Raw genomic sequence first — 24,840 nt, 5'->3', positions numbered from 1 at the left:
CTTCCTTGTACTTGAAAACAAAGCGCTTCTCCCCATCGTTAGGTGAAGAAGCGCTTGATTATGGATCATCATCTTCTCGCACGCCGTATCCCTTTGAAGGATATGAACGCGAGCACCATTCCTGCCATTGACAGGACCATCCAGTACTGTGGATAAGCCGGGCCAATTTGGACGACGAAGGGTTCAACAACTCCCCTCGATACACTAGACAGATCAAACATAGGTAATCCAGAGGATGAATCCATATCCGCAGTAATTACAGCTGGCTGCATTACCCCCGTAACGGGCTTGATCGATTGATTGCTCTGACCATATCCACCGATCATAAAAATGAGGAAACTGCATAGAAACACAGCCAAGAAGCAGGCTGACCAAATCGAGACCCGCCGTCTGAGCGTTCGCGTAATCGTGCCATGCTCGCCTCCAGGGGCCAGCCAAGGCGACTCTGCATAAATACGATCCATCACTTTACGGTTTACCCGCTCAGCTTCCTCAATCGAAACGCTGACCGGCAAATCATGAACGATTTCCATGCTTTGCTGCCACACGGTATATTCAGCCGCACAGTATTCGCAGCCCAAAATATGCCATTCCAGCATTTTACGCTGGGGATGATCGTCCGGCAAGTCGGGTATTAATCCGAACAACTCCTGGGCCTCTCTACAATTCATCTGCTTTTCATCCCTTCATACTGCTCGTAAGTCTGTTCATAAAAGTAGGGTTCAAGCTGAGTTTTTACACTGCTGCGTGCTCGGAACAACAAAGATTTCACTGCGCTTACGCTTTGTCCCAGCACATTAGCAATCTCCTGATAATCCAATTGGTCGTATTCGCGAAGTATCAAAGCCGACCTTTGCTTTTCCGGAAGATTGTTTATAGCTTCACGCACCAGTCCGACTTTCTCGCTGCGTAAAATCGCCTGCTCCGGCACTACTTCATTCGGCGCAACCGGAACAATTCCGCTCTCTTCCAGCGGAACGCTTCCCGCCCGCTGTTTGCGAAGCTCACTAAGTACGGTGTTTCTGGCGATCGTATACAGCCAAGTGGAGAAAGATGCATCGACTTCACGGAAGGAGTGCAAACTCCGAAATGCTTTATAGAACGTTTCCGAGCATAAATCTTCTGCAAGCAGCTCCATATGAGCGCTCTTTAGCATGTGATAAATGAAAGCCAATATTTTGCGCTGATATCTTCGCATCAGCTCCGAGTATAACTCCGTATTGCCTTCTTTAATTTCACGAATCATTTGGGAATCCGTCATTTGAGTGCGATCCTCCTCGCCCATCCATGTGCTTCTTCCCGTTCGACTCTCTACTCTATATTACCGAACAGGACGTAAAAAGTTGCGGTTTTAATAAATTTTCATCTTCATAAAACCATAATATTTCTGTATTAGCAAACTGCCACCCAGTCCTTGAATATTATACCATAGATTTTTCATTTGAAAAATAATTGCTATGTATGTGCCCCTTCTTCCCTTAAACGCAATTGCCGGATGAAATGTTGCATAAATTTAGTATTTTTCTAAAAATGGCAAAAAAAAAAGACCACTATGAAGTGGTCACTGCTCAATATAGAGCAACAGTTATTGGATAGGAGTGGAGAGAAACCATACTGTAGTTCTATTATATTGTATACGTTTTCATTCTGTCAACACTATTTTTTAAATCGCTTTCATTTTTGTTTGGGCATAAGGTGCCTCCAGCACCAGCGCCGCTTAAACATACACTTTGTAATTTAAAGATTGCAGCAATTGCTTCGCTTTCTCCATATCCTCTTCCTGGCGGAATGATAAGCGCATTACACCGGGAACGTCCTCCCGGCTCTCGATAATTTGCATGTTGCTGAGGTTAATATGCCGGTCTCCAAGCACCGTTGCAATTTGACCGATAATTCCTGGATGGTCCGGTACGTCAATATATATATCAAATAAAGAAGTAATCGCCCCTTTGCGCCGTTCCGGAAGCTCGCTGCGGAATCGATTGGCTTTCTCGAACGCTGCCTCGATCCCTTGCCCGTCCCGGGACTCCAGCAAAGATATAAAGCCGTCGATTTCCTGATTCCAATCCTTGAGCAGGGCAAGCAGAATGTCCCTATTGCTAAGTAAAATGTCGCGCCATATGACCGGATCGCTTGATGCGATCCTTGTAATGTCACGGAAGCCTCCTGCAGCGAGCATTTGGTACAATCCGTCCGTATCGGCATCGTTATAATTGCGGATTTGGTTCACAAGCGCCACAGCGATAATATGGGGCAAATGGCTGATCGCGCCGACAATCTCGTCATGCTTTACCGGATCAACCCGGACGATCTGCGCTTTCGTATGGGTCAGCAGTTCCTCGAGACGCGCATAGGATGCTTCAGGAACATCGCCAGAAGGGGTAAGTACATAATAAGCGTTCTCAAATAAAAGCGTAGAGGCCGCTTCTACTCCCGAGCGTTCCGAACCTGCCATCGGATGACCCCCGATAAAATAAACACCAGGCTGGTTAAGCGTCTGTGCGCAGGCAGTTACGGAAGCCTTGGTACTCCCTACGTCAGTAATAATGCACCCTTCCTTGAGCGGCAGTTCGCTTAACTTGCGGAGATACGGTTCCAAATTTCCTACAGGAACGCACAAAAAAATGAAGTCGGCCCCGCTAACCGCTTCCTCCATAGATAAAGTAACGGCGTCAACGACGCCGCGATCCATAATTCTTTGCAAGGATTGGGGACGATGGCTATGTCCTACGACGGTGATGCCGGGCTTGCCCTTGAGGCAAAGCGCCAGCGACCCGCCGATCAATCCTACGCCAAATATTGCTACTTTTATTGACATGAATTTTCACTCGATTTCTGCGATTTAGATTTAGGGAAGCTGATCAGCAGCTTCCCTCTATCGGAACTATGCCGAAATTAGACCTGTGCTTTACGCTTGCTCAATACTTGCTCCAATGCAGCAATGAACTTTGCATTCTGCTCCGGCGTTCCGACAGTCACCCGGATATAGTCCGGATATTTGTTAAATCCTGCCCGGATAATAATGCCCAGCTTCATCAAATCCTGGAATACTTCTGCGCCCGGTTCCTTGACCTGCACTAATATAAAATTGCCATGAGTCGGAAAATAAGCCAAACCGAGACGGTCGAACTCCGCACTTAAGTATTGAAGGCCTCTATAATTGTTATCCCGGCATTCCTTGACAAACGCCTGATCGGCGATGGCTGCCTTGGCAGCAGCCTGACCGAAACGGGACGTATTAAACGGTTCGCGTACCCGGTTGATCAGTTGAATCACTTCAGGCTGTCCAACGCCAAACCCGATTCGCAAGGAAGCAAGCCCATAAATTTTGGAAAAAGTACGCAGCACAATAACGTTGGAATATTTGCCAAGCAGGCTGATGCCGTCGGTATAGGAGCTGTCTGTCACGTATTCGGCATATGCCTCATCCAGCACAACGAGAACATGGCTTGGAATCCGATCCAGGAAAGAGGTTAACGCATCGTCTGAAACGATCGTGCCTGTCGGATTGTTTGGATTACAGATCCAGACGATCTTCGTCTTCTCGCTGACTTTGGCCAGCATGGCATCCAGATCGTGAGTACCATCCTTCAAAGGAACTTCAACGATAACAGCGCCTTCGATCTGCGAATTTGTATTATAGACGGAAAAGGTCTGATCAGCCATAACCGTCTCGTCACCAGGCAGCAAAAATGCCCGGCAAATCAAAGCGATCACTTCATCTGAACCGCAGCCGAAAATAATTTGCTCCTGCTTTACGCCCAAAAACGCTGCTAGCTCCCCCGTCAACTCGGCAGAGCTGCCGTCAGGATATTGCGTAATGTTAGTAAATTCTGCTTCAATCGCCTCGCGTACTCGAGGGGAGCAGCCATAAGGATTTTCATTGGAGGCCAGTTTAATGACTTCCTCCAGGCCCAATTCCTTCTTCACTTCCTCAGCTGGTTTACCTGGCTGGTAAACGGGAAGATTAACTATTCGGGATTTTGGCAGCATCAGAAGTTCCTCCTTAAAATAACACTATGATTTTAATTGTGCCACAAAATCACGGATTTGCAATATGCCCTGTGACTTCGTGTCTTTGTTCTGCAGGAACGGTATAGATTCCTCGATTTTGCGAACGATCGCACTGCCGATGACGACGCCGTCGCAAATTTCCGAGAAGCGGCGCACCTGCTCATTGCTGGAAATGCCAAAACCTATCGCCACAGGCAAATCGGTTTGCGCTTTGACGGAATTAATGAAGTGTTCTACCCCTTCAAAGAATGAAGCTCTCTCCCCGGTAACGCCTAAGGAGGATACGCAATAAATGAACCCTCGCGCTGCGGACAAAATCCGGGCAATCCGGTCGTTGGAAGTCGGGGCGACGAGCGGGACGAGCCTGATGTTGGCAGCATCCGCTAATGCCAATACTTCTTTAGATTCTTCAAAAGGCAGATCGGGAATAATGACCCCGCTGATGTCCGCCTCCTGCAGCATGGCAAAGAAACGATCCAATCCTAGCTGCAAAGCTGGATTGTAATAAGTAAACAACACGAACGGCATCGTCACCCCGCGCTCTTTGGCCTTCCTTGCCGTATCTAGGCAAGTCTCGATCGTAATCCGGCGTACAAGGGCGCGTTCGGAAGCCCGTTGAATGACAGGTCCGTCAGCCAGCGGATCGGAATAGGGAACGCCAAGCTCTACAATATCGGCCCCGGCTTCCTGCAGTGCGACGAGAATGTCCACTGTAGTATCAGGATCGGGATCACCGACGGTAATAAACGGCATAAGCGCTGCCTTTCCCTCGGCTCGAAGCCGCTCAAAAGTCAAGTCCAAATCATTTAACGCCGCTGCATTCATGAAAGCTTACCTCCTTCCGAATAAGCCATAATCGACTCGACATCCTTATCCCCGCGCCCCGATAAGCAGATGACGATAATTTGATCCGGGCTCATTGCTGGAGCCAGCTTTACAACCTGCGCTACAGCATGCGCGGACTCCAATGCGGGAATAATGCCCTCGGTACGGCTCAGCAAGCCAAGGGCATCCAATGCTTCGGCATCTGTAATCGGTACATACTGGGCGCGCTTAATATCTTTTAAATACGAGTGTTCTGGACCGACGCCGGGATAATCAAGGCCTGCCGAAATCGAATGCGCAGGCTGTACCTGACCATAGTCATCCTGCAGCAGATAGCTCAACGCGCCCTGAAACACCCCTTTCGATCCTTTGGTCATCGTCGCCGCGTGGTGTTCCGTATCGACGCCTTTGCCGGCCGCTTCCACGCCGATCATTTGCACGTCGACATCCTGTACGAACGGATAGAACATGCCTATCGCATTGCTGCCGCCGCCTACCGCGGCTACAAGCATATCCGGCAGCCGTCCTTCCGCTTCGACAATTTGCCGCCGTGTCTCGTCGCCGATGATGCGCTGAAAGTTGCGAACCATCATCGGGTAAGGATGCGGTCCGGTTGCCGACCCCAATATATAGAACGTATCCTGCACATTGCTGACCCAGTAGCGCAGCGCTTCGTTACAAGCATCCTTCAGCGTTCTCGTTCCGGATACAACCGGAACAACCTCCGCTCCAAGCAGCTTCATGCGAAATACGTTAAGCTGCTGACGCTTCGTATCTTCCTCGCCCATGAACACTTTACACTCTAGGCCGAGCAAGGCGGCAACCGTAGCGGTCGCCACACCATGCTGTCCAGCGCCCGTCTCCGCGATCACCTTGTTTTTGCCCATGCGCTTTGCGAGCAGCGCCTGACCGATCGCGTTGTTGATTTTGTGCGCCCCGGTATGGTTCAAGTCCTCGCGCTTCAAATAAATTTTAGCTCCGCCCAGCTGTTCTGTCAGACGGTTGGCATAATAGAGCGGAGTTTCTCTTCCGGAATACTGCTTCAGCAAATAGCGGATCTCCTCTATAAACTCAGGGTCGTCTTCATATTTACGATACGACTCCTCCAGCTCGATGAGCGCATTCATTAATGTCTCCGGCACATACCGGCCCCCAAAAGGACCAAAGCGCCCTTTTTCGTCAGGTACTTGCGTCATATGCCTTTCACCCTCTCTACGAATGCTGTAATTTTTGAAATATCTTTCACTCCATCTGTCTCTACGCCGCTGGAAACATCCACGCCATCCGGCGATATGAGAGCGATTAGTTCCTCTACATTGTCCGCATGCAGCCCGCCGGCCGCCAGAAATTCTACCTGATGCTCCTCGGCCCACTCTTTATAGGGCTGTGCCCGTTCCCAGGCGAAGGTCTTTCCAGACCCTCCACCGTAAAGGGGATCATACGTATCCAGCAGCAAGCCGTCGATAGCTCCTTCATACCCAGCTAAAGGATGAGCATCATGAATGGAGCCATCTTCTTTGACCGACAGAGCTTTGAATACTTTCACTCCGAGATTTTGCTTCACTTCCCTGCAGAAATCAGGCGTCTCCGCCCCATGCAGCTGTATTATATCGAGAGGAGCCTCCGCTAAAATATGCGAAAGCTCCAGTAGAGTGGGATTAACGAACACGCCAACACTCAAAGGCGCGGCGGCTGTCTGCCATTCTTTTAGAATAGGAATCAATTCGGCTGCTTTAGCTCCGCTCACCTGGCGCTTGCTCCTGGCGAACACAAAACCGACATAATCGATAGGTAAGTGTACTATAGATTTTAGCACTTCAACGGATTGAAGTCCACAAATTTTTACCGATGTGCGCTTCATTTACATATGGACTCCCTTCTAAAATAGCTATAAATAAGTTGATTATGGTTCCACTTTGCCTAACGGGCCCATCAGGTCATAAACCGCCTGCTCCACATTCGGCTTGCGCATAAAAGTCTCGCCAACCAAAACTCCTTTCGCCCCGCAGGCGGCCAAATATTGAATATCCTCCGGCGTCTGAATGCCGCTCTCACTGATCAGCGTCACATCCGCCGGCACCTGCTTGGCCAAATCCGCTGTCACCTGCAAAGCCGTCTCAAACGTCTTTAAATTCCGATTGTTAATGCCTACCAGTTTGGCGCTGCCCAGACTTAATACCCGTTCCATCTCGGAATAATCATGAACCTCCACCAAAGCGTCAAGACCGATGGACTCCGCAGCCTGCAAATAATCCCGCAGCTGGATATCGTCCAATATTGCTGCGATGAGCAGGACCGCATCGGCCCCAAGCAATCTCGCTTCGAATATTTGCCGCTCATCAATGATGAAATCCTTGCGCAGAAGCGGCAACTGCACCGCTTCACGGATCGCCGCCAAATAATCGGGGCTGCCCTGGAAATATGCTTCATCCGTAAGTACAGAAATACAATCCGCTCCGGCAGCCTCATAACTGCGGGCAATGTCCACCGGATGAAAATCTTCCCGAATCAGCCCTTTGGACGGCGATGCCTTCTTCACTTCAGCTATTAAGCCCAGTTTACGGTTTGGCCTCTCGGCCAATGCCCGGTAGAACCCCCGGGTCGGAGCCATATTGGCAATCCGCCGTTCTGCTTCATTTTGCGAAAAATGGGCCGCCAGTTGCGCGACCTCCTGCCGCTTCGTTTCAACAATTTTATCAAGATACATAGTTCAATGCCTCCGTTGTTTGAATAAGCTGCTGCAGCTTGCTGTAAGCTTTCCCGGAATCAATCGATTCCGCGGCGATGACGACCCCTTCACGAATGCTGTTGGCTAGGCCCGAGACGTAGACACATGCCCCTGCATTGGCCAGGACGACATCCCGGTAAGCGCCCCGTTCTCCCTGCAGCACCCGCCGGATAATATCTGCGTTCGTGGCCGGATCCCCGCCCATCATCTCGCTGAGCGGATAAGTTCCAAGGCCAAGCTCACTAGGATTCAGCTCATATGTCGTTACGGCCCCATTCCGCAATTCCGATATGCGCGTCGCTGAAGAAATGCTGATCTCATCCAGCCCTTCTGCGCTTGCAACGACAAGCGCACGCTTCAAGCCGAGCTCCCGCAATACTTCAGCTACGGTCTCCGTCCGATCGCGGTCATAGATGCCCAGAACCTGGCGATCCGCGCCGGCTGGATTAGTAAGCGGGCCAAGCATGTTGAATACCGTGCGTACCCCCAGCTCTTTACGCGGCGCTGCCGCATATTTCATCGATGGATGATAAAGCTGGGCGAAGAGGAAGCAAATTCCGATATCGTCCAGACAGCTCTTGGCCTGATCCGCGCTAAGATGAATATTGACGCCCAGCGCTTCCAGCACATCGGCGCTTCCCGCACGGCCCGAGGCCGAACGATTGCCGTGCTTGGCGACCCTTACGGATACGGAAGATGCCACAATGGCGGATGTCGTCGAAATGTTGAACTTGTGAATTCCCGATCCCCCGGTCCCGCACGTATCGAGCAGTTGGCTCGTTTCCGTATGCAAGCGGTGCGCATGGTTCCGCATTACTTCGGCAAACCCGGCAATTTCATCCACAGTCTCCCCTTTCATTCTAAGCGCCGCCAGGAGAGCGCCGATCTGGGCATGCGTCATTTCACCGTTCATGATCATTTCCATCACGCTGCGGGCTTCATCCCGCCCTAAATCATGTCCTTGTATAATACGGTTAAGCACCGATTGCAGCATTTGCTGTCCGCTCATCATCTGTTCCTCCTCTATCTCTAATTTTTTAAGGGGTGTATTCATACAAATAATCCTGATTAATGACCGCTCCATCGCCCGCTTCTGCCGGGAACATCATTTCCGCCATGCGAATAGCTTTCAACAGCGCCTTGGCTTTGTTCATCGACTCCTGATATTCATTCTCCGGCACCGAATCCCAGACGATTCCGCCCCCGGCCTGAACATAAGCTTTGCCGTCCTTGAACACAATCGTCCGGATCGTAATGCAGGAGTCCATGTTGCCAGAGAAGCCCAAATAGCCGATCGCTCCTGCATACGTGCCGCGCGCTTCCCGTTCCAATTCCGCGATAATTTCCATCGCCCGCAGCTTCGGCGCGCCAGATACCGTTCCCGCCGGCAGGCAGGAAATAAAAGCGTCAAAAAAGTCTTTATCACTGCGCAGCGTGCCCGACACTTTGGAAACCATATGCATAACGTGGGAATAACGCTCAATGTCCATGTATGATTCACATTTCACACTGCCAAATTGCGATACACGGCCCAAATCGTTCCGTCCCAGATCAACGAGCATCAAATGCTCGGCACGTTCCTTCTCATCCTGCAGCAAATCCGCCTCGAGCGCTTTATCTTCCACCTCCGTCCCTCCGCGCGGCCTCGTACCGGCGATGGGCCGGGTTTCCACCCGGTCGCCCTCTACTTTCACCAGCGCTTCTGGAGAAGTGCCTACAATAATTTCCTCGCCCATTTTAAGATAATACATATAAGGGGAAGGATTCATCGTACGCAGCACCCGGTATACATGCAGGGGATCCACTTCAGTTTCGATATGAAAGCGCTGGGATAACACAACCTGAAAAATATCTCCCGCGCGGATGTACTCTTTCCCCTGTTCGACCATGGAGATGTACTGCTCCTTCGTCATATTCGAGTGAATGTCGCCAAGCTCGACATCTCCAGGGACCGGCCTGCGGTTCAACCTTTCCCCCGGCCCTTCGTCGAGCAGCAGATCCGCCATTTCATCCAAGGCGCGCTGCGCTTGTTCATAGGTGCCGCGGATATCGCTATCGCTGTCGCCCTCTTGGACATGCACGTTTGCTACGAGCAAAATGCGCTGCTTCACATGATCGAACACAATGACCCGGTCACAGAACATAAACTGAATATCCTGCAAGTTCATATCATCCACTTTATGAGCCGGGAGCTTCTCGTAATATTGAAGCAAATCGTATCCAAAAAAACCGATCGCCCCGCCTGTAAATGGAGGCATTTCCGGGAGCTCAGGGCTCCGGTATTTTCGCAAAATCGCTTTTAGCTCCTCAAGTGGCTTACCGGGCAGCTCTGTTTCTTCTCCCGACCGCTCGATGAAGACCTTGCCTTTCTTGGCTCTCACCATCATGAAAGGATCGGTTCCAATGAAGGAATATCTGGCCCACTGAATTCCCCCTTCTACGCTTTCCAGCAGAAATGCTTTATCCCGCTGGGCGATACGGCGAAATATCCGGATCGGCGTCTCCATGTCAGCCAGCAGCGGACGTACGATCGGAATTAGATTGTATTGCTTGGCCAGTTTGATTACCTCTTCTACATGCGCGGTTGTCATGTCCTTCACTTCCTTCTCCTTAATGTAATGGTGCAACAGGTTGGTTCTCATCGCTTTGCTCCGGTTGTCCCCGCTGCCCGTCAGAGCATCCCCATAGTACAAATAAAAAAACCTCTACCGAGGTAGAGGTTTAATGATTTCGCAGTTCATACAACGAAAATTACAGCATGCTTACCCATCACGCAGAACAAAAGCCGGTTATATCATCATAATTTCTGATTTTCGACTTTACGTTCCCGCCCAATTGGCAAATCACTGCAACTTCAGCTCAACTCTTCTATGCTCTGCTCATCTATACTCTACTCGGCTCAACTCTAAATTCAACTAAATACTGTTCTTAATATACATGATTCTACTTTCCATGGCAATAGTGCGAAATAAAATTATAAACTGCAACAGGAACTAAGAGCTTGATGACGCCAAATCCGGGCGCAAGCTTCTCGCCTCGTTAAGGTATACATGCTTCATTTCGCGCTGACTCTTATTTGTATTCACCTGGATCAAAAACCGGATGCACTTCGGCAGGCTGCCTTTCACCGGAATTTCTGTAGAGCACATTAACGGAACGAGCTCCCACCCCTTTAATCCGCGAATCGCCCGGGCAGGAAATGTCGCATCCAGGTCTTCGGTCATCGTAATCCATACACTGCAAATATCTTCCGGCTCGATCTCGTTGCGGACTACAATTTCTTTCAAAAGAACAGCCGTTGCCTGTAATATTTCCGCCTCGTCATTATGGGTCACAGTCGTTGCTCCCCGAATACCTCGATTATACATGCTGCCCTTCCCCCTTCAATTGAGCAATTACTTTACGGACTTCATCCAGCGTCATATCCGATACGATTTCTACTTCGCCAATCCGCACCGGCAGTACAAATACAATTTGATTTTCTTTGAACTTCTTGTCATGCAGCATAGCCGAAATAATATCATCTTCGTTTAAGTGCCGGGGCATCGTCGTCGGCAAGCCGAATTTTTGCAGCAGCGCCTTCGTCTCTTCATAAATCGAACGGTCCCGCCCCCGGTTCACAGCGAGCAAAGCAGAACCGGCCATGCCTATAGAGATGGCCTCACCATGCAGGAACTCTCCATAACCGCCAATCGCCTCGAGCGCATGACCGATCGTATGCCCCAAATTAAGTATCGCGCGCAGACCTTGCTCCGTCTCATCAGAGGCAACGACTTTCGCTTTAATGGAGCAGCCTTCCGTCAAACCGTGCTCCAGCGCTTTCCGGTCAAGCGACAGCAGCTGCTCCGCGTTATCGCGGCACCAATAGGCGAATTGTTCGTCCCAAATGAGACCATGCTTCACCATTTCAGAAAGCCCGGCCCGTACATCGCGCTCCGGCAGGCTTTGCAAAGTATCCACATCATACAAAACCATCGCCGGCTGATGAAAAGCGCCGATCATATTTTTAGCCAAACGATGGTTAACCGCCACTTTCCCCCCCACGCTGCTGTCATGGGCCAGAATCGTTGTCGGCATTTGCACGAAATGCACCCCGCGCATATAAGTTGCGGCCACGAAGCCTGCCAAGTCGCCTACAACGCCGCCACCTAAAGCGACGACCGTCGATTTGCGGTCAAGCCCGCCTTCAATTGCCGCAGTCATCACTTCCTCGAATACGTCCAGCGATTTTGACTTTTCGCCGGCTTTAACAACAATGCTCACAGTGGCATATCCGCTTGCTTGCAGCGATTGTTCAACCGTGGGCAAATACATCGGTGCGATGTGCTCGTCGGAGACGATCAGAACCGGACTTTTCGCCGACAAATGATGCTGCTGAAAAAAATGACCCGATTGCTGCAGCAAGCCTTCGCCAATGTAAATCGGATATGAGCGCTGTTCCAAGTCAACCATTAATGTTCTCATTTAGCAATTCTCCTCATCCCATTCTTTAGTTCATCTTATATAGCACCATGGGCAGGCGCACATTTCCCCTTTAAATTGGTAAACCGTAAAACTGTAAAGAGCTAAAATCCGATAATATCTTTGCTCATTATAGTATATGCCCCTTCCTTTTGACAAGGAAAGCAGAGCCGTTATTACCTGCAAAAACGCACCGTAATCACTGTCATTACAGCAATTACGGTGCGTATGGCTTCAATGTATCTCATCACTTTATTTTCTACAGCATAAATCGTTAATGAAGCTGATTAGCGCGATGCCGGGCGTTTGTTAGCCGGAGGAGCTGCAATTTGAAAGGTTTCCCCCGGCAAATTGAGCAATCCGTTCAACTGTCCGCATTCAACGCCGAGCACTTGCGCACATTCCTGCGGTGTCAGAAAACCTCTGCGGTATGCATCGATTACTTTTCTCTTATCCATGACCAGCCCTCCACAACCTTGGATATTCCAAGTATCGGACAAGACTGGAATGAATATACGTCAACCCTTTTTGCGATAGAAAAAAGTTTCTGAAGCTTCCAATCCGTAATTCCCCGGCGAGAAAATCTGCTCCGTACTGCCGACAAATAATACGCCGCCCGGCCGTAGTGACTTAGCAAATTTGTGATACAGCATTTGCTTTGCTTCTTCCGTAAAATAAATCATCACATTGCGGCATACGATAAGATCAAAACCGTCTTCAAATTCATCCAACAGCATATTTTGCTTCTTGAATGTAACGGCCTTCTTTAGTTGGCTGTCAATGCGGTACATGACCCCATCTGGCGTAAAATAACGTTTGACGACGTCGGGCGGCACATCCTTGAGCGAGCGCTCCAGATACAATCCATCCGCGGCTTTGCCAAGCGCGCCGTCATCAATATCCGTGGCGAGCAAATATGTACGCTGCAAAAGACCATGGTCGTTCAATATCATCGCCAAAGTATATGGTTCTTCTCCAGTTGAACAAGCCGCGCTCCATATGCGCAAGCGCGAATTACCAGACGCAAGCTCCGGCAGAACGACGTCCCTTAGCGTCTCCCATCGATTCGGATTTCTCCAGAACTCGGATACATTAATCGTCATTTTGTCCAAAAACTCATAAAATAATGGCTTATTGGCGATCATCGCCGTGTAAAAAGACGCGAACGTCGAGAATCCGTTCTTATTTCGAAGCGTTGTCAAGCGCCGTTTCATCTGCGCTTCTTTATATTGTGCCAAATCAATCCCAGTATGCTGCTTCACATTTTTAATAAAACCCAGATAATCTGAATCGGGAACGCCCTCTTGACTAACACGAACCGGATCAGAAGTTAAATCTCTCATATCCATGGATCAATACTTCTGGAGTAGCTAAGTATTTCCTCCGGCTCAAAAAAGTTGGCGATTTCCCGTTCCGCGCTCTCTGGTCCATCCGAACCATGGATTAAGTTAAATGGCGTGTGAGCAGCAAAGTCACCCCGAATCGTACCGGGTAAAGCATCCGTAACCTGAGTCTTGCCAATCAATATCCGGGACAGCGCAACTACATCATCCCCTTGCCATACCATCGCAAACACCGGACCGGATGTAATGAAACGGACGAGACTTTCAAAGAATGGCTTGCCCTCATGTTCGGCATAATGACGCTTGGCCTGCTCTTCTGTTACGTGTATGAGCTTGCCGGCAATCAGCTTCAGTCCTTTGTCTTCGAATCGGCTAACAATTCTCCCAATCAAACCGCGCTGTACTCCATCCGGCTTGACCATTAAAAATGTACGTTCCATCGTTACCCTCCTGTGAATGTGATCCCATCATCTAGCGCATATTGTTACATTTTTCAATCTATTACTACAGCGTATTTTACCAGAAAAAAGGCAGTAAAGGTACCACTAATCCGCACGTTAAAAATAGGCCGTTGTTTAATAGGAGCGTTTATTGACGAATAGAGCTATTTCCTTCAAATGGGTTCTCGCCTTGCCCTCAGGAAGCTGTTCCAGGGCACTCAAAGCTTTATTCGTGAACGTCTCAGCCAACTGCTCCGCCCGCGCTATGCCAGGACCGGCTTTAATCATCTCAATCGCCGCCGCAACAGGATTGCCGTCCTCCCCCCGCCGGATCTTCCCGATCGTCCGGAGAAGCGGTTCCCGAAGCTTCGCGTCTTCGAGCGTATAAATAACAGGAAGCGTAATGTTGCCTTGGCGCATATCGCTTCCCGGCGGCTTGCCGATGCTTTTCTCTGTCCCGCACAGGTCGAGCAGATCATCGCGAATTTGAAAAGCCATCCCGACATTGTAGCCATAACGGTACAAGAGAGAACTGATGTGGCGGGGAGCTCCTGCTGCAACTGCGCCAAGCTGGCAGCTAATCGCAATAAGCAGCGCGGTCTTGCGCCGGATACGCAGCAAGTAGTGGCGCACCGTCTGATCGTTATTGAAGAAATCGCGAATTTGCTCCATTTCGCCAATCGACATTTGTACGAGCGCTTTGGACAAAATTTGATGCACCTCAGGCTCGGGGAGCTGGGTTGCCAGCATTAAGGCCCTGGCATAAATATAATCCCCGGTATACATGGCGATCTTATTGTCCCACTTCGCTTTTACGGTCGGTTTGCCCCGCCGTGTCCCCGCATCATCAATGACATCATCATGGACTAGCGAGGCGGAGTGAATCAGTTCAAGCGGAACAGCAACGTACTGGAGCCGATCCAAATCATACGTTCCAAACTTTCCGCCCAGCAGGACAAACACCGGACGAAGCCGCTTCCCCCCGGCTTTCAGCAAATGGAGCGATGTCTCGTTCAGCAATGCCTCATCGCCCTCAATGCTCCGGTACAGCTGCCGTTCGATGAAGTCCATATCTTTCTTCAACGTACCGAAAATATCCATTAGTTTCATTCTTTCACCCGTATCAACGTATTGTCAGACCATATATTCATCTCTACCTTGTTTTGAAGCAGTCCCAGTTGCTGAGCATAGGAGAAGTACAACGCCAGTCCCTTCTGCTGTTTTTCGCCAAAATCGTAACATAAGTTGTTGAAATAATGCTGCCAATATTGAGGTGTTCCGCCGATTTGACGGCAGGCCTGCTCGACCAATGGCCGAAGATCACTCTGGCTGCGCCGTTTGCTCTCCTCGAAAGCCGAGCATACCCGGGAGATCAATTCAGCATTCTGCTTTGCAAACGATTTCTGTACTGCCCAAACTGCAAAGGTCATGCCAAAGCCGGTCCATCTCTTCCAGACTTCCCCCAAATCGGTCACGATATAATTATGCTCCTGCCAGGAGGCTTGGATGGCATGGTCGCCAATGAGCAGGGCGGCATCGCTGCTCGCCATCATCGCTTCAAGATTCGGCTCGCTTTCCCAATAGACTGGCTGCCCGCCATAGGCCTTCTCCATAATGATTTTTAACAAATTAACAGACGTCGCAGACGTATTTGTCAATGCGATCGTCCCGTTCCTGATCTCCTCCGGCCGTTTCCGGGAGAATAGCAAAATTGAATTGACCGGTCCGTCCGAACTGACGGACAAGTTGGGGAGCAGCCAGAACTTGTTCCAGCCCAATCCAAACGCGAAGGACGAGACTGGCGCGATGTCCAGCGCTCCATTCAGCATTCCCCGATTAAGCAGCGAAGGCACCTCCGTAACCATGCGGGGGCTGCCCGGAAGAAGATCTGTACTGAAATAATGAAATACGGGCCATACATTGCTATATTTTATCCTTCCAATTTGAACAACCTCATTGTCCCTGCTGCTCACTTTGCTCCCCCCATCTGGTAAACAGAGAATGTTCAATTTTCAAGCTGTCCAGTACTTTGCCAACTAAGAAATCTACCAGATCGTCAATATGCTTCGGCCCGAAATAAAAGGCAGGCATCGCTGGAACAATCCGCACCCCAAGCCGGGCCAGCTTCAGCATATTTTCCAGGTGAATGGCATGCAGCGGCGTTTCACGCGGGACCAGAACAAGCTGACGGCCTTCCTTCAGCATCACGTCCGCAGCCCGGGTCAGCAAATTATCCGACACGCCTTGGGCAATTCCGGATAAGGTTCCCATAGAGCATGGCATGACGATCATACTGTCTGTCAAATAGGAGCCGCTGGCAATCGAGGCGCCGATATCCGCGATCGGATGATAAATATATTGCCCGGCAAAGCCGCCGAATTTTTCCTGCAGTACCGCAGCCCGGTCCGCCGTGTTCCAATCCAGCTCTTCCTTAATGACTCTCCAGCCGGCATTCGTAATGACGAGATGTACATCATAACGCAATTCCAGCAGCGTTTGAATCAGCTTTACACCGTAAATAGAGCCGCTGGCCCCCGTTATTCCGACAACAATCCCCTTTCGTCTTTCAGCACTGCTACTCATTTGAAATATTGCACCACCAAGTCAATCAATGTAAAGGAGAAGACTACAATGCTGAGTACGCCGTTCATAAGGAAAAAAGAAGTTTGCAGACGGCTAAGATCCCGCGGCGATACGATATAATGCTCATAAAATAAAATGAGATAGGCGATAATCATCCCGGCAATATACCACCAGCCGAGATCGCTCAGCAGCAGAAGCGCGATAAAGCCGAAGGCGGTAACAATATGAAAAGCTTGCGCTATTTTCAAAGAGGCTGCTACTCCGAACCGGACCGGTATCGAGTACAACCCCTCAGTCTTATCAAACTCTACGTCTTGACAGGAATATACGATATCAAAGCCGGCAACCCAGAACGTAACGGTGAGAAACAAAATCATAGCGGTCGCGTCCACTTTGCCCGTGACGGCAACCCAGCCGCCTAACGGTGCCAGCGCGATCGTCAGGCCCAGTACGACATGGCAGAGCCATGTGAACCGCTTTGTATACGAATACAGCACCAGCATGAAGACGGCAATCGGCAGCAGCTTCATCGACAGCGGATCAAGATTGGCCGCAGCCCAAAACAATAGTACAAAGGACACGATAATAAATAAGACGACTTCCCCGATTTTTAATAGCCCGGCAGGGATAGCCCGGTTAGCGGTCCGGGGATTTTTCTTGTCACTGACCCGGTCGATGAGCCGATTGAGTCCCATCGCGGCGCTTCTCGCGCCGAACATGGCCAGCAATACCCAGCCGATTTGCGCCCATGACGGCAATGTTTGATGAATCATCATCGAGCCGAGCAGCGCTCCCATGAATGCGAACGGTAAAGCGAATACAGTATGCTCAAATTTGATCATTTGCAAAAAAATAACGGCTTTTCTAAACATAAGGCGTCTCCTTCACTCCAATATGTAAGGCGGCGATTCCACCCATTAAAGGATACGCTTGGACCTTCTTTAATCCAATTTCCGTAAATATTTGGGCCAGTTCATCTCTTCCCGGAAACACTGCCAAAGAATCAGGCAGCCATTTGTATTGCTCATAGCGCTTCGCGAACAGCTTGCCGAGCTGCGGCATCATTTTCTCGAAATAAAAGTAATATATTCCTTTGAAGGGCTGCCACGTCGGCTTGGACAATTCGAGGCAAACGACCATCCCTCCAGGCTTTACGACCCGCTGCATTTCCCGCAGCACCTGACGAAGATCAGGTACATTGCGAAGACCAAAGCCGATCGTAGCGTACTGGAATGCGTTATCTTCGAAAGGAAGCTCCATCGCATTTCCCTGCACTAGAGAAATCCGGTCATGCAAACCGCGTTCGTTCACTTTGCGCCTGCCGAATTCCAGCATGTTCTCACTGAAATCAAGGCCTACTATTTGCCCGCCGCTTGCTTCGGCCATACTTATGGTCCAGTCGCAGGTGCCGCAGCAAAGATCGATTGCGGTGTCCCCTGGCGACATGCTCATCTTGTTCATCGTAAATTTACGCCATGCTTTGTGCCGCCTGAAACTGATTATATCGTTCATCATGTCATACTTCGGAGCTATGCTCTCAAATACCGAATGCACAAACTGCTCCTTCGGTTCAGAGGTAGAATTGCTCATATTTATTATTCACCTTACCCTTCCTGCATGGCACGTCGCTGCAGCGCAAGCGCAGCGCGAAAAGGCTCAACGATCGCTGTCAGTTCTGATCGTTCCTTGTCCCCTTTAAGCTCCTGAACCAGCGCCTGAATCCGCTCCACGGATTGATGCAGTATATGAATGAGCTGCTCGTGCACATTGTATTTCAATAGGAGCGAAGACCACTCCCGGTCACCTACTTTACGCCGCGAGACAACTTCCTTGTCCTCCACGGTTCCCGTTTCCAAAATGCGTAAATAAGCATACCCCTGATGCTCTTCCGGCAGCATTTTGCTCGATTTCATCTCGCTGAGCACAACCTCGCAGCGGCTGAGCTCTGCCAGGAGCAAGCGCCACAAGTTTTGCAGAGACTTATCCAGCAATTGAGAGAAAGATTGAAACAGCTTCATTTTCAACTGAGTACATTCCTTCAAATAGTCCTCCGCAGGCAGAAGCTTTTTCAGCTTGTTATACAGCCCCGCCTTCATGCGATTCACTTCACAGATGGCTGAACTCATGGAGGAGATCATTTCAATTTGTCCGGTCTTCGCCAGCAGTTCATAGAACAAGCTGCTGAAATAATCGCCCGCCAGAACCTTCAACTGGCGGGAGCGCATGGTTTTCTCCTCTTTGCAGGACGAATCCTCGTCAATCAGGTCATGCGTATCGAGTCCAAGCTGTACGAGAAACGCGGCTAATGCACAAGTCTCACTCACCTGTAATTTACCGTTGTCCCGAATGCTTAAAAACATGTAAAGTAAACGAACACGGGCAACCGGATAATCCGGGAGCGCCGTGTGATTGGTAATCATGTCGTATCCGACATACTTTTCTGCTAATTCAGTTATGCGATAAGGTTTCATCCTCTGCCTCCGAGCCGCTAATACTGACAACCCCACATTAGTAAAATAAGAGTTGTCACAATCTTGTCTATTATAGCATATGTTATTTGGCTGCGCACAAGGAACGAGGCTAATTTTCGCAATTATATGCACACCTGCGGATCCATTCGGTTATTTGCTGATCATCGTCTTCCACAAATTCGTTTCCGTCACTCTAAACCAGCTTTTCAACTCATGGCTCAGCTCCCTGTTTCCCCATGCGCGCAGCTCTTCCAAAGCATAATTTGGCCACTCGCCTCTACGCACGTCGGCTGCAAGCAGCAAGTACTTGTTGCCAAGCCATTGATCTTCCGCTACAAACCTTACGAGCAGGCGATTTATGTTGCTCGTCTTCTCGAAAGAGCAGGCGATCGCGTGAGATAGGCCCTGGTACAGCAATAAGGATTGTCCCGCCTCCGCCGTAATCTTGAAATCGATCGCCAATATATGTTGGCTGAGTTCCACCCGGTCGATGGGAACGAGCAGTTCCCAGGAAATAAGCTCATCTACGAGATTATCGCTGCGGAGCTCGGCCTGCTGGGGATGATTCTCCGTTAGTGCTGCAGCCGCTGCCGACGATTCCTCCATTTTTCCGGTAAACCAGGATAGACGTGACAGCAAAACTGCGCAGCCGAAAGCAACCAGTATAACCTGCATAATCATTGTACGCTTCACGAGGCATTTCTCCCTTGGTTTTTGACCTGGTTATATTGTGCCCAAACGGTCTATACCCCATTGTACAATTAAAAAAAGCAGGCTATGCCTGCAAAAATAAAAATCATTCTTCAGTATCGATTATGCCGTGTTTGGTCATAACGATTGCCTTGCCTCTGACCTTCACCGCCGACGTATGGTCGGTAAATTGGACGATAAACACTTCGCCCTTGTCCAGCTTCTCTGTATGATGGAAGCGCGTGTCCTTGCCACGGGTCAGCCCGATGACCTGCACGCCCTGCTCCTTCGCCTTTACGACGAAATAATCGCCGTTATTTACGTTTTGCTCTTCCCCGCTTCCGGCACTCTGATTGTGCTGATCCATCCTGTGCGATTCCTCCCATCGGATAAATACACTGATGACCTACATTCCTTTCGTCTGCTAAAAGAAAAGGCCGTGAACAACCGCCCACGGACTTTCTTAACAGAGAAGATATGTAGAAATCTTTATTTGATTCCATCTTTGAGCGCTTTACCTGGTTTGAATGCAGGAATTTTGCTCGCAGGGATTTCGATTTCCTCTCCAGTTTGCGGGTTGCGTCCTTTACGGGCGGAACGTTCGCGAACTTCAAAGTTGCCAAAGCCAACGAGTTGTACTTTGTCGCCTTTTTGCAGTGCTTCAGAAATCGCTTCGAATACGGCATCAACCGCTTTCGTTGCATCCTTCTTGGACAGCTCCGTGCTTTCAGCAACATGATTAACCAAATCAGATTTGTTCATTATCATTCACCTCCCCATTCAAGATATACATCACTCTGCTATTCTGTGTTTCCGTTTTACCGCAGAATATACGTTATTCTACATTATTACTGGCGTTTTGCCCAGTAAAAAAGGTTATTTGCCGCCGCAAGCTAAGGTGCGGAACAAACTTATAGTAATACAGCCCATCTATAATTTCAAGTTTTTTAAGTCTTGGACCGGTTCAGCACGTAAAAAGTGATCGACAATGCGAGCACCAGCACCGAGCCCTTTACGATGTCATGGGCAAAATACTGGACGTTCATCATCGTCAGTCCGTTCACAAGCACGCCGATCAGCACCGAGCCGATAAAGGTGCCGATAATGTTCGGTTTGCCCGCGCCGAAGACGGAAAAACCGACGAAGGTGGCGGCAACGGCCTCCATCAACAGAGGTGCGCCCGCATCGATTTGTCCCGAGCCGACCCGCGACGCAAAGAGCAAGCCGCCGATGGCGGCAAAAACGCCAGAAGCCATGTAGGCGAACATCCGCACTTTTTTCACCTTGATGCCCGATAGTCTAGCCGCTTCCTCGTTGCCTCCGGTAATATAGATTTGCCGGCCATATTTGGTCCGGGTCAGAAACAGGTGAACGACGATCACGAAAAAGATAAGCAAAATGACGCTGACCGGAACCCCGAGAAGTTCCCCTTGTCCTAGCAGCAGAAAGGTTTTATCCATTTTGCCCGCCGCCTTGCTGCCGTCCGGGAACTGCATATTGTTGTAGATTGTATAGCCTTGGGCGTAGGTTTTCTGGATGCCGGCGACGATGTACATCATGGCGAGGGTGGCCAGCAAATCAGGAATTCTCATTTTGATGATTAGAAAAGCGTTCAAAAGACCGACCAAAGCCCCGAGCAGCAGCGGGAAAATAATAACGACATAGAGCGGCATCTGATACCAGATCATCAGTGAGGCCGAAACGACCGTAGTCAGCGAAACCGTTGATCCTACGGATAAATCGAAGCCATCCACAGCCAGCGACAGCGTGACGCCAATCGCTACGAAGGTGACGATCGCAATCGAATTCAGGATGTCGCTTAAATTGCTATACGTAAAAAAGTACGGCAGCCGGATCGAAAAAAAGGCGATGACCGCCAACACGACCGTTATCGTTCCATACCGGAACGTTACATTCATCAATCTGTCTTTCACAGGTTTTCCTCCCGTCCCCCGCTTGCAAAGTACAAAATCTTCTCCAGGGTCGCTTCGCTGCGCGGCAATACGGCTGCGATGCTGCCATCATATAGCACGGCGATGACGTCCCCGATGCCCAGCCCTTCGTCAAGCTCGCTCGTCAAGTACAGCACGCCTTTACCTGCGGTCGCCAATTGCCCGATAATGCGGAAAATATCGCTCTTCGCCCCGATGTCGACCCCTTTGGTCGGTTCATCGAACAGAAGAACATCCGCCTCTTTCTCCAGCCATTTGCCGATGGCCACCTTTTGCTGGTTTCCGCCGCTCAAGTATTTCACTGGCAGCTTGGCGGAAGCCGTCTTAATGCCCAGCGAGGCAATCGTACGCTCGGCAAGCCCCCGTTCCCGGCTGCCGGAAATAAAACTGAAACGGCTAATCCGATTGAGCAGGGGCAGGCTGATATTTCGTTCCACAGTCTCCTCAATGACGATGCCCTGCTTGCGCCGCTCTTCAGGCACGCTAACGATGCCTGAGGCGATGGCATCCGCCGGCTGCTTGAACAGCATGCTGTGCCCGCGCATGTAAATCTCTCCGCCGTCTGGGCGCTCCGCACCGGCCAGCATCCGGGCGATTTCCGTCTTGCCGGCGCCGACCAGACCGACGACGGCCACGATTTGCCCGCTGCGCACCGTCAGATCGACGCCCTTGACCTTGCGGCCCTGGCACAGCCCCTTAACGTTCAGCACGACCTCGCCGATCTCGGCCGCAACCTTTGGGAACTCTTCTGCAAAGGTTTTCCCTAGCATTTGGGCAACCAGCTCCTCCATGCTCAAAGCGTCAACTGGTCCGGAATGCACCTTTGTCCCGTCCCGCATCACGGTCACATCATCGGCATGCTCCATTACTTCGGGCAATCGGTGAGTAATGAAGACGCAGGCCGTCCCCCGCTGCTTGAGCTCGCTCAATATACGGAAGAAGGTATCCGCCTCCGATCCGCTCAGCGGAGCTGTCGGTTCATCAAAGATGATGACCTTCGCTTCCTGCCTGACGATGCGCGCGAGCAGCACCATCTGCTTCTCCGCAATAGTTAAATCGGCAACCTTTCGCTGCACCGGAATGTCCACTTGAAGCGATGCCAATATTTGCCCGGCTTCCTGTGCTTGGCGCCTTGGACTGATCCATGCCTTGCCGTCTGCGGCCCCGATCGCATCCAGCATGACGTTCTCCGCGACCGTCAGCTGGGGAACGAGGCTGGCGTCGACCTCCTGATAGACGCAGTGGATGCCGAGCCGCTTCGCATCCGCAGGCGACTTGTGCTTTACGGGCCGCCCGTCCAGCAGCATCTCGCCTTCATCGTACTCGTAGGCCCCCGCTAAAATTTTCATCAACGTGCTCTTGCCAGCGCCGTTCGCACCGAGCAGCGCATGCACCTCGCCGCCCTTTAAGCCGAAATCGACGCCGCGCAGTGCCGGAACGCCGGCGAACGACTTCGTGATCCCTTTCATCTCCAGCACATATTGTTGCTCCGCCTTTGTTGCCGATGTTGCCGATGTTGCCGATGTCCCCACTTAACAGCACCTCCTTATTCAAAAAAGCGCGCCTCCCGGCGCGCCTTTCGCATTTTGCAGCCCTAGCCCTTACTCTACGCCATACTCTTTCATCCACGCTTGAATGCCTTGCTTGGAGCCGCCCCAGCCCTCAACGTACTGGGACAGGTCATCCGTGGATACTTGCTGGTCAGGCAGAGCATCCCGTGCAACGAGCACCGCCTTCAGGACAACATTATCCTCCGTCTCATCGCCATGCAGCTTCTGGTAAGCGTATCTGACCTGTACCCGGCCGATATCTTTCGGATCTACCGCCGCGGAAGCGACCCACGGACTTTCTGGATCTTGGATGATTTGCAAATCCTCGTCACTTAAATCGATGCCGTATACTTTGATTTCATCCCGGCCTGCCAGTTGAATCGCTCTGGCTGCACCTTTGGCGAACTCATCCCAAGCAGCCCATACCGCTGTAATTTCGCCTTTAGGATATCTCTTAAGAACGGCTTCCATCTGGGTTTGCGAGTCGAGAGCCGGATTGGACGCCGTTCCGAAGCTGGCGATTTCCTTGATCTCCGGGTTTTCCTCCAGAAACTTCTTGTACTCGATGTCACGGCGCTCCATAGGTGCGAATCCGGCCACCCATACCTTGACGATATTGCCCTTGCCGCCCGAGTCCTGCTTCAACTGCTCCAGCGACAGTGCAGCCATGCTCTGGTCATCCTGGGACAACACGGTCACGCCAGGCACTTCTACCGTCGCATCGAACACGACGACCACGATGTCTTTCTCCACCGCTTTCTTGATGCCCGGCTCCAAAAACTCAGCCGCGCCGTGATCCGTCAATATAATATCAAAATTTTGATTTACCGCCGATTCGAGCAGCGAGGACATTTTCGCTTTATCATTTTCCGCTACGAACGTCGTCAGCTCCCCGCCGAACTTCTTCACTTCCTCTGTCACGCCCTGCACATATTGCTGTGAGAATGTACCGGTATTGAATTCCATAATAAGCGCTACTTTCTTCCCTGCGAGCTCCTTGCCGCTCACGTCTGCCGCCTCATTGCCCTGCTCTGCAGCCGGCTGCGGCTCCGTCCCCGAAGCTGGCGCCGGCTCCTTTTTGATGCCGCATGCGCTGACGACGAGCACCAGCAGCACAATTAGCGCCGCCGTCCATGTTTTTTGCCAAAGTGTGATTTTATTCATTGTTTCTCCCCCTCTTGGTATGTATCTATAAAATCTTTATAAATTAATATATACCTTAATTCCAAGTATGTAAATCGGTTTTCACTATTTAATATTTAAAAAAATCATGACCACCCGTCCAACGGGTGGTTTTCTCTTGGGGTATAGCCCCTGTTGCCAAGCTGCGCCTAAAGGCGCTAGCCTGATCACAAATCGATCAGGCTCAGTGTTATTTGTCACTTTCACTCACCAGTTAAACTGGTTTATTTCTTTTTGCTCTTGTTTGCCATCCAAGACTGTTCCTTTCCCAGGGCTTAGATCGAAAATGTGACTCTGAACGTGAACAATGTGACTCTGAACGTGAACGAAATTTTATAACGAAGAATTTTATAACGAAGCCTGTGATCGTTATCTGTGTAAAAATAACCCTTCTCAAAATGTAACGAAGCTGGACAACGTTATTTCAGTCTTTACTGCTCCAAACAGACGATAAACAGCAAAATAGAGTGTCTGAGATTCCTTAGATTTAAAACCATCGCAAATATGTGCAAATAGCGTGGATGAGATTCGTTGCTATGAACGTTTTTGTCAAACCCTCTATTTTTTCTGCCTGAGCACGTGGCGCGAGAGCAAAAATGCG

At 50.3% G+C, this 24,840-nt stretch carries 27 protein-coding genes; all 27 read right to left on the bottom strand.

Annotated features, from left to right (window positions below):
• Positions 1-68 precede the first annotated feature (68 nt).
• The 27 genes from G358_RS0126950 to G358_RS0126820 all read right to left on the bottom strand — a co-directional run bounded on the left by G358_RS0126950 (position 69) and on the right by G358_RS0126820 (position 24,221).
• Positions 69-671, bottom strand: a complete 603-nt coding sequence (locus G358_RS0126950) for an anti-sigma factor (RefSeq protein ID WP_019640379.1) — start codon at positions 669-671, stop codon at positions 69-71.
• Entirely contained in the window at positions 668-1,261 is a 594-nt protein-coding gene (locus G358_RS0126945) for an RNA polymerase sigma factor (protein ID WP_019640378.1), read from the bottom strand. The genes G358_RS0126950 and G358_RS0126945 overlap by 4 nt, the downstream gene beginning before the upstream one ends.
• A gap of 456 nt (positions 1,262-1,717) precedes the next feature.
• The gene (locus tag G358_RS0126940; protein WP_019640377.1) at positions 1,718-2,818 is read right to left on the bottom strand and encodes a prephenate dehydrogenase; all 1,101 of its coding nucleotides are present in this window, start codon (positions 2,816-2,818) and stop codon (positions 1,718-1,720) included.
• Between the two features lie 77 nt (positions 2,819-2,895).
• Entirely contained in the window at positions 2,896-3,993 is a 1,098-nt protein-coding gene (hisC, locus tag G358_RS0126935; RefSeq protein ID WP_019640376.1) for a histidinol-phosphate transaminase, read from the bottom strand.
• Positions 3,994-4,017: 24 nt separating this feature from the next.
• Positions 4,018-4,839 carry a tryptophan synthase subunit alpha gene (trpA, locus tag G358_RS0126930; RefSeq protein WP_019640375.1) on the bottom strand — a complete coding sequence of 274 codons (822 nt, stop codon included), beginning with the start codon at positions 4,837-4,839 and terminating at the stop codon, positions 4,018-4,020.
• Positions 4,836-6,035 (bottom strand): tryptophan synthase subunit beta, encoded by a 1,200-nt coding sequence (trpB, locus tag G358_RS0126925; protein WP_019640374.1) that lies wholly within the window; start codon positions 6,033-6,035, stop codon positions 4,836-4,838. The genes trpA and trpB overlap by 4 nt, the downstream gene beginning before the upstream one ends.
• A complete protein-coding gene (locus G358_RS0126920; RefSeq protein ID WP_019640373.1) occupies positions 6,032-6,700 on the bottom strand; it encodes a phosphoribosylanthranilate isomerase in 669 nt (222 codons plus the stop codon). The genes trpB and G358_RS0126920 overlap by 4 nt, the downstream gene beginning before the upstream one ends.
• A 42-nt stretch (positions 6,701-6,742) precedes the next feature.
• Entirely contained in the window at positions 6,743-7,546 is an 804-nt protein-coding gene (gene trpC, locus G358_RS0126915; RefSeq protein WP_019640372.1) for an indole-3-glycerol phosphate synthase TrpC, read from the bottom strand.
• Entirely contained in the window at positions 7,536-8,576 is a 1,041-nt protein-coding gene (gene trpD / locus G358_RS0126910) for an anthranilate phosphoribosyltransferase (RefSeq protein ID WP_019640371.1), read from the bottom strand. The genes trpC and trpD overlap by 11 nt, the downstream gene beginning before the upstream one ends.
• Before the next feature lie 28 nt (positions 8,577-8,604).
• Complete coding sequence (trpE, locus tag G358_RS0126905; protein WP_026342495.1) at positions 8,605-10,158, bottom strand: anthranilate synthase component I; 1,554 nt, start codon at positions 10,156-10,158, stop codon at positions 8,605-8,607.
• Between the two features lie 402 nt (positions 10,159-10,560).
• Positions 10,561-10,935 carry a chorismate mutase gene (aroH, locus tag G358_RS0126900; protein ID WP_019640369.1) on the bottom strand — a complete coding sequence of 125 codons (375 nt, stop codon included), beginning with the start codon at positions 10,933-10,935 and terminating at the stop codon, positions 10,561-10,563.
• A complete protein-coding gene (gene aroB, locus G358_RS0126895; protein WP_019640368.1) occupies positions 10,928-12,031 on the bottom strand; it encodes a 3-dehydroquinate synthase in 1,104 nt (367 codons plus the stop codon). The genes aroH and aroB overlap by 8 nt, the downstream gene beginning before the upstream one ends.
• Before the next feature lie 284 nt (positions 12,032-12,315).
• Positions 12,316-12,486 (bottom strand): hypothetical protein, encoded by a 171-nt coding sequence (locus G358_RS33555; RefSeq protein WP_019640367.1) that lies wholly within the window; start codon positions 12,484-12,486, stop codon positions 12,316-12,318.
• A gap of 60 nt (positions 12,487-12,546) precedes the next feature.
• Positions 12,547-13,377, bottom strand: coding sequence for a CheR family methyltransferase (locus G358_RS0126885; protein ID WP_019640366.1), 831 nt, complete (start codon positions 13,375-13,377; stop codon positions 12,547-12,549).
• On the bottom strand, positions 13,368-13,811 hold the full coding sequence (ndk, locus tag G358_RS0126880; protein ID WP_019640365.1) for a nucleoside-diphosphate kinase: 444 nt from the start codon (positions 13,809-13,811) through the stop codon (positions 13,368-13,370). Before ndk ends, G358_RS0126885 begins: the two co-directional genes overlap by 10 nt.
• A 135-nt stretch (positions 13,812-13,946) precedes the next feature.
• Positions 13,947-14,921 (bottom strand): polyprenyl synthetase family protein, encoded by a 975-nt coding sequence (locus tag G358_RS0126875; RefSeq protein WP_019640364.1) that lies wholly within the window; start codon positions 14,919-14,921, stop codon positions 13,947-13,949.
• Entirely contained in the window at positions 14,918-15,784 is an 867-nt protein-coding gene (locus tag G358_RS0126870; RefSeq protein WP_019640363.1) for a menaquinone biosynthetic enzyme MqnA/MqnD family protein, read from the bottom strand. The genes G358_RS0126875 and G358_RS0126870 overlap by 4 nt, the downstream gene beginning before the upstream one ends.
• Complete coding sequence (locus G358_RS0126865) at positions 15,765-16,394, bottom strand: UbiX family flavin prenyltransferase (RefSeq protein ID WP_019640362.1); 630 nt, start codon at positions 16,392-16,394, stop codon at positions 15,765-15,767. Before G358_RS0126865 ends, G358_RS0126870 begins: the two co-directional genes overlap by 20 nt.
• On the bottom strand, positions 16,391-17,266 hold the full coding sequence (locus G358_RS0126860; RefSeq protein ID WP_019640361.1) for a UbiA-like polyprenyltransferase: 876 nt from the start codon (positions 17,264-17,266) through the stop codon (positions 16,391-16,393). Before G358_RS0126860 ends, G358_RS0126865 begins: the two co-directional genes overlap by 4 nt.
• The gene (locus G358_RS0126855) at positions 17,259-17,984 is read right to left on the bottom strand and encodes a demethylmenaquinone methyltransferase (RefSeq protein WP_019640360.1); all 726 of its coding nucleotides are present in this window, start codon (positions 17,982-17,984) and stop codon (positions 17,259-17,261) included. Before G358_RS0126855 ends, G358_RS0126860 begins: the two co-directional genes overlap by 8 nt.
• A 14-nt stretch (positions 17,985-17,998) precedes the next feature.
• Entirely contained in the window at positions 17,999-18,865 is an 867-nt protein-coding gene (locus G358_RS0126850; protein WP_019640359.1) for a heptaprenyl diphosphate synthase component 1, read from the bottom strand.
• 150 nt (positions 18,866-19,015) lie between these two features.
• Positions 19,016-19,558 (bottom strand): hypothetical protein, encoded by a 543-nt coding sequence (locus tag G358_RS0126845; RefSeq protein ID WP_019640358.1) that lies wholly within the window; start codon positions 19,556-19,558, stop codon positions 19,016-19,018.
• 103 nt (positions 19,559-19,661) lie between these two features.
• Positions 19,662-19,922, bottom strand: a complete 261-nt coding sequence (gene mtrB, locus G358_RS0126840; protein WP_019640357.1) for a trp RNA-binding attenuation protein MtrB — start codon at positions 19,920-19,922, stop codon at positions 19,662-19,664.
• A gap of 122 nt (positions 19,923-20,044) precedes the next feature.
• Positions 20,045-20,317, bottom strand: a complete 273-nt coding sequence (locus G358_RS0126835; RefSeq protein ID WP_026342494.1) for an HU family DNA-binding protein — start codon at positions 20,315-20,317, stop codon at positions 20,045-20,047.
• Between the two features lie 185 nt (positions 20,318-20,502).
• The gene (locus G358_RS0126830) at positions 20,503-21,474 is read right to left on the bottom strand and encodes an ABC transporter permease (RefSeq protein WP_420836076.1); all 972 of its coding nucleotides are present in this window, start codon (positions 21,472-21,474) and stop codon (positions 20,503-20,505) included.
• Positions 21,475-21,485: 11 nt separating this feature from the next.
• Positions 21,486-22,976 (bottom strand): sugar ABC transporter ATP-binding protein, encoded by a 1,491-nt coding sequence (locus tag G358_RS0126825; RefSeq protein ID WP_033404598.1) that lies wholly within the window; start codon positions 22,974-22,976, stop codon positions 21,486-21,488.
• A 132-nt stretch (positions 22,977-23,108) separates the two neighbouring features.
• Positions 23,109-24,221, bottom strand: a complete 1,113-nt coding sequence (locus tag G358_RS0126820) for a sugar ABC transporter substrate-binding protein (RefSeq protein ID WP_019640353.1) — start codon at positions 24,219-24,221, stop codon at positions 23,109-23,111.
• Positions 24,222-24,840 lie beyond the last annotated feature (619 nt).

The organism is Paenibacillus fonticola DSM 21315 (assembly GCF_000381905.1).
Lineage (GTDB): Bacteria > Bacillota > Bacilli > Paenibacillales > Paenibacillaceae > Fontibacillus > Fontibacillus fonticola.
The sequence above is the reverse complement of the archived record's forward strand: the minus strand, read 5'-3'. Positions and strand labels throughout refer to the sequence as shown.

Excerpts from the sequence above, each read along its gene's own strand:
- G358_RS0126950 (WP_019640379.1), bottom strand. The coding sequence starts at position 671 with ATGAATTGTAGAGAGGCCCAGGAGTTGTTCGGATTAATACCCGACTTG.
- G358_RS0126945 (WP_019640378.1), bottom strand. The coding sequence starts at position 1,261 with ATGACGGATTCCCAAATGATTCGTGAAATTAAAGAAGGCAATACGGAG.
- G358_RS0126940 (WP_019640377.1), bottom strand. The coding sequence starts at position 2,818 with ATGTCAATAAAAGTAGCAATATTTGGCGTAGGATTGATCGGCGGGTCG.
- hisC (WP_019640376.1), bottom strand. The coding sequence starts at position 3,993 with ATGCTGCCAAAATCCCGAATAGTTAATCTTCCCGTTTACCAGCCAGGT.
- trpA (WP_019640375.1), bottom strand. The coding sequence starts at position 4,839 with ATGAATGCAGCGGCGTTAAATGATTTGGACTTGACTTTTGAGCGGCTT.
- trpB (WP_019640374.1), bottom strand. The coding sequence starts at position 6,035 with ATGACGCAAGTACCTGACGAAAAAGGGCGCTTTGGTCCTTTTGGGGGC.
- G358_RS0126920 (WP_019640373.1), bottom strand. The coding sequence starts at position 6,700 with ATGAAGCGCACATCGGTAAAAATTTGTGGACTTCAATCCGTTGAAGTG.
- trpC (WP_019640372.1), bottom strand. The coding sequence starts at position 7,546 with ATGTATCTTGATAAAATTGTTGAAACGAAGCGGCAGGAGGTCGCGCAA.
- trpD (WP_019640371.1), bottom strand. The coding sequence starts at position 8,576 with ATGAGCGGACAGCAAATGCTGCAATCGGTGCTTAACCGTATTATACAA.
- trpE (WP_026342495.1), bottom strand. The coding sequence starts at position 10,158 with ATGACAACCGCGCATGTAGAAGAGGTAATCAAACTGGCCAAGCAATAC.
- aroH (WP_019640369.1), bottom strand. The coding sequence starts at position 10,935 with ATGTATAATCGAGGTATTCGGGGAGCAACGACTGTGACCCATAATGAC.
- aroB (WP_019640368.1), bottom strand. The coding sequence starts at position 12,031 with ATGAGAACATTAATGGTTGACTTGGAACAGCGCTCATATCCGATTTAC.
- G358_RS33555 (WP_019640367.1), bottom strand. The coding sequence starts at position 12,486 with ATGGATAAGAGAAAAGTAATCGATGCATACCGCAGAGGTTTTCTGACA.
- G358_RS0126885 (WP_019640366.1), bottom strand. The coding sequence starts at position 13,377 with ATGGATATGAGAGATTTAACTTCTGATCCGGTTCGTGTTAGTCAAGAG.
- ndk (WP_019640365.1), bottom strand. The coding sequence starts at position 13,811 with ATGGAACGTACATTTTTAATGGTCAAGCCGGATGGAGTACAGCGCGGT.
- G358_RS0126875 (WP_019640364.1), bottom strand. The coding sequence starts at position 14,921 with ATGAAACTAATGGATATTTTCGGTACGTTGAAGAAAGATATGGACTTC.
- G358_RS0126865 (WP_019640362.1), bottom strand. The coding sequence starts at position 16,394 with ATGAGTAGCAGTGCTGAAAGACGAAAGGGGATTGTTGTCGGAATAACG.
- G358_RS0126860 (WP_019640361.1), bottom strand. The coding sequence starts at position 17,266 with ATGTTTAGAAAAGCCGTTATTTTTTTGCAAATGATCAAATTTGAGCAT.
- G358_RS0126855 (WP_019640360.1), bottom strand. The coding sequence starts at position 17,984 with ATGAGCAATTCTACCTCTGAACCGAAGGAGCAGTTTGTGCATTCGGTA.
- G358_RS0126850 (WP_019640359.1), bottom strand. The coding sequence starts at position 18,865 with ATGAAACCTTATCGCATAACTGAATTAGCAGAAAAGTATGTCGGATAC.
- mtrB (WP_019640357.1), bottom strand. The coding sequence starts at position 19,922 with ATGGATCAGCACAATCAGAGTGCCGGAAGCGGGGAAGAGCAAAACGTA.
- G358_RS0126835 (WP_026342494.1), bottom strand. The coding sequence starts at position 20,317 with ATGAACAAATCTGATTTGGTTAATCATGTTGCTGAAAGCACGGAGCTG.
- G358_RS0126830 (WP_420836076.1), bottom strand. The coding sequence starts at position 21,474 with ATGAATGTAACGTTCCGGTATGGAACGATAACGGTCGTGTTGGCGGTC.
- G358_RS0126825 (WP_033404598.1), bottom strand. The coding sequence starts at position 22,976 with ATGAAAGGGATCACGAAGTCGTTCGCCGGCGTTCCGGCACTGCGCGGC.
- G358_RS0126820 (WP_019640353.1), bottom strand. The coding sequence starts at position 24,221 with ATGAATAAAATCACACTTTGGCAAAAAACATGGACGGCGGCGCTAATT.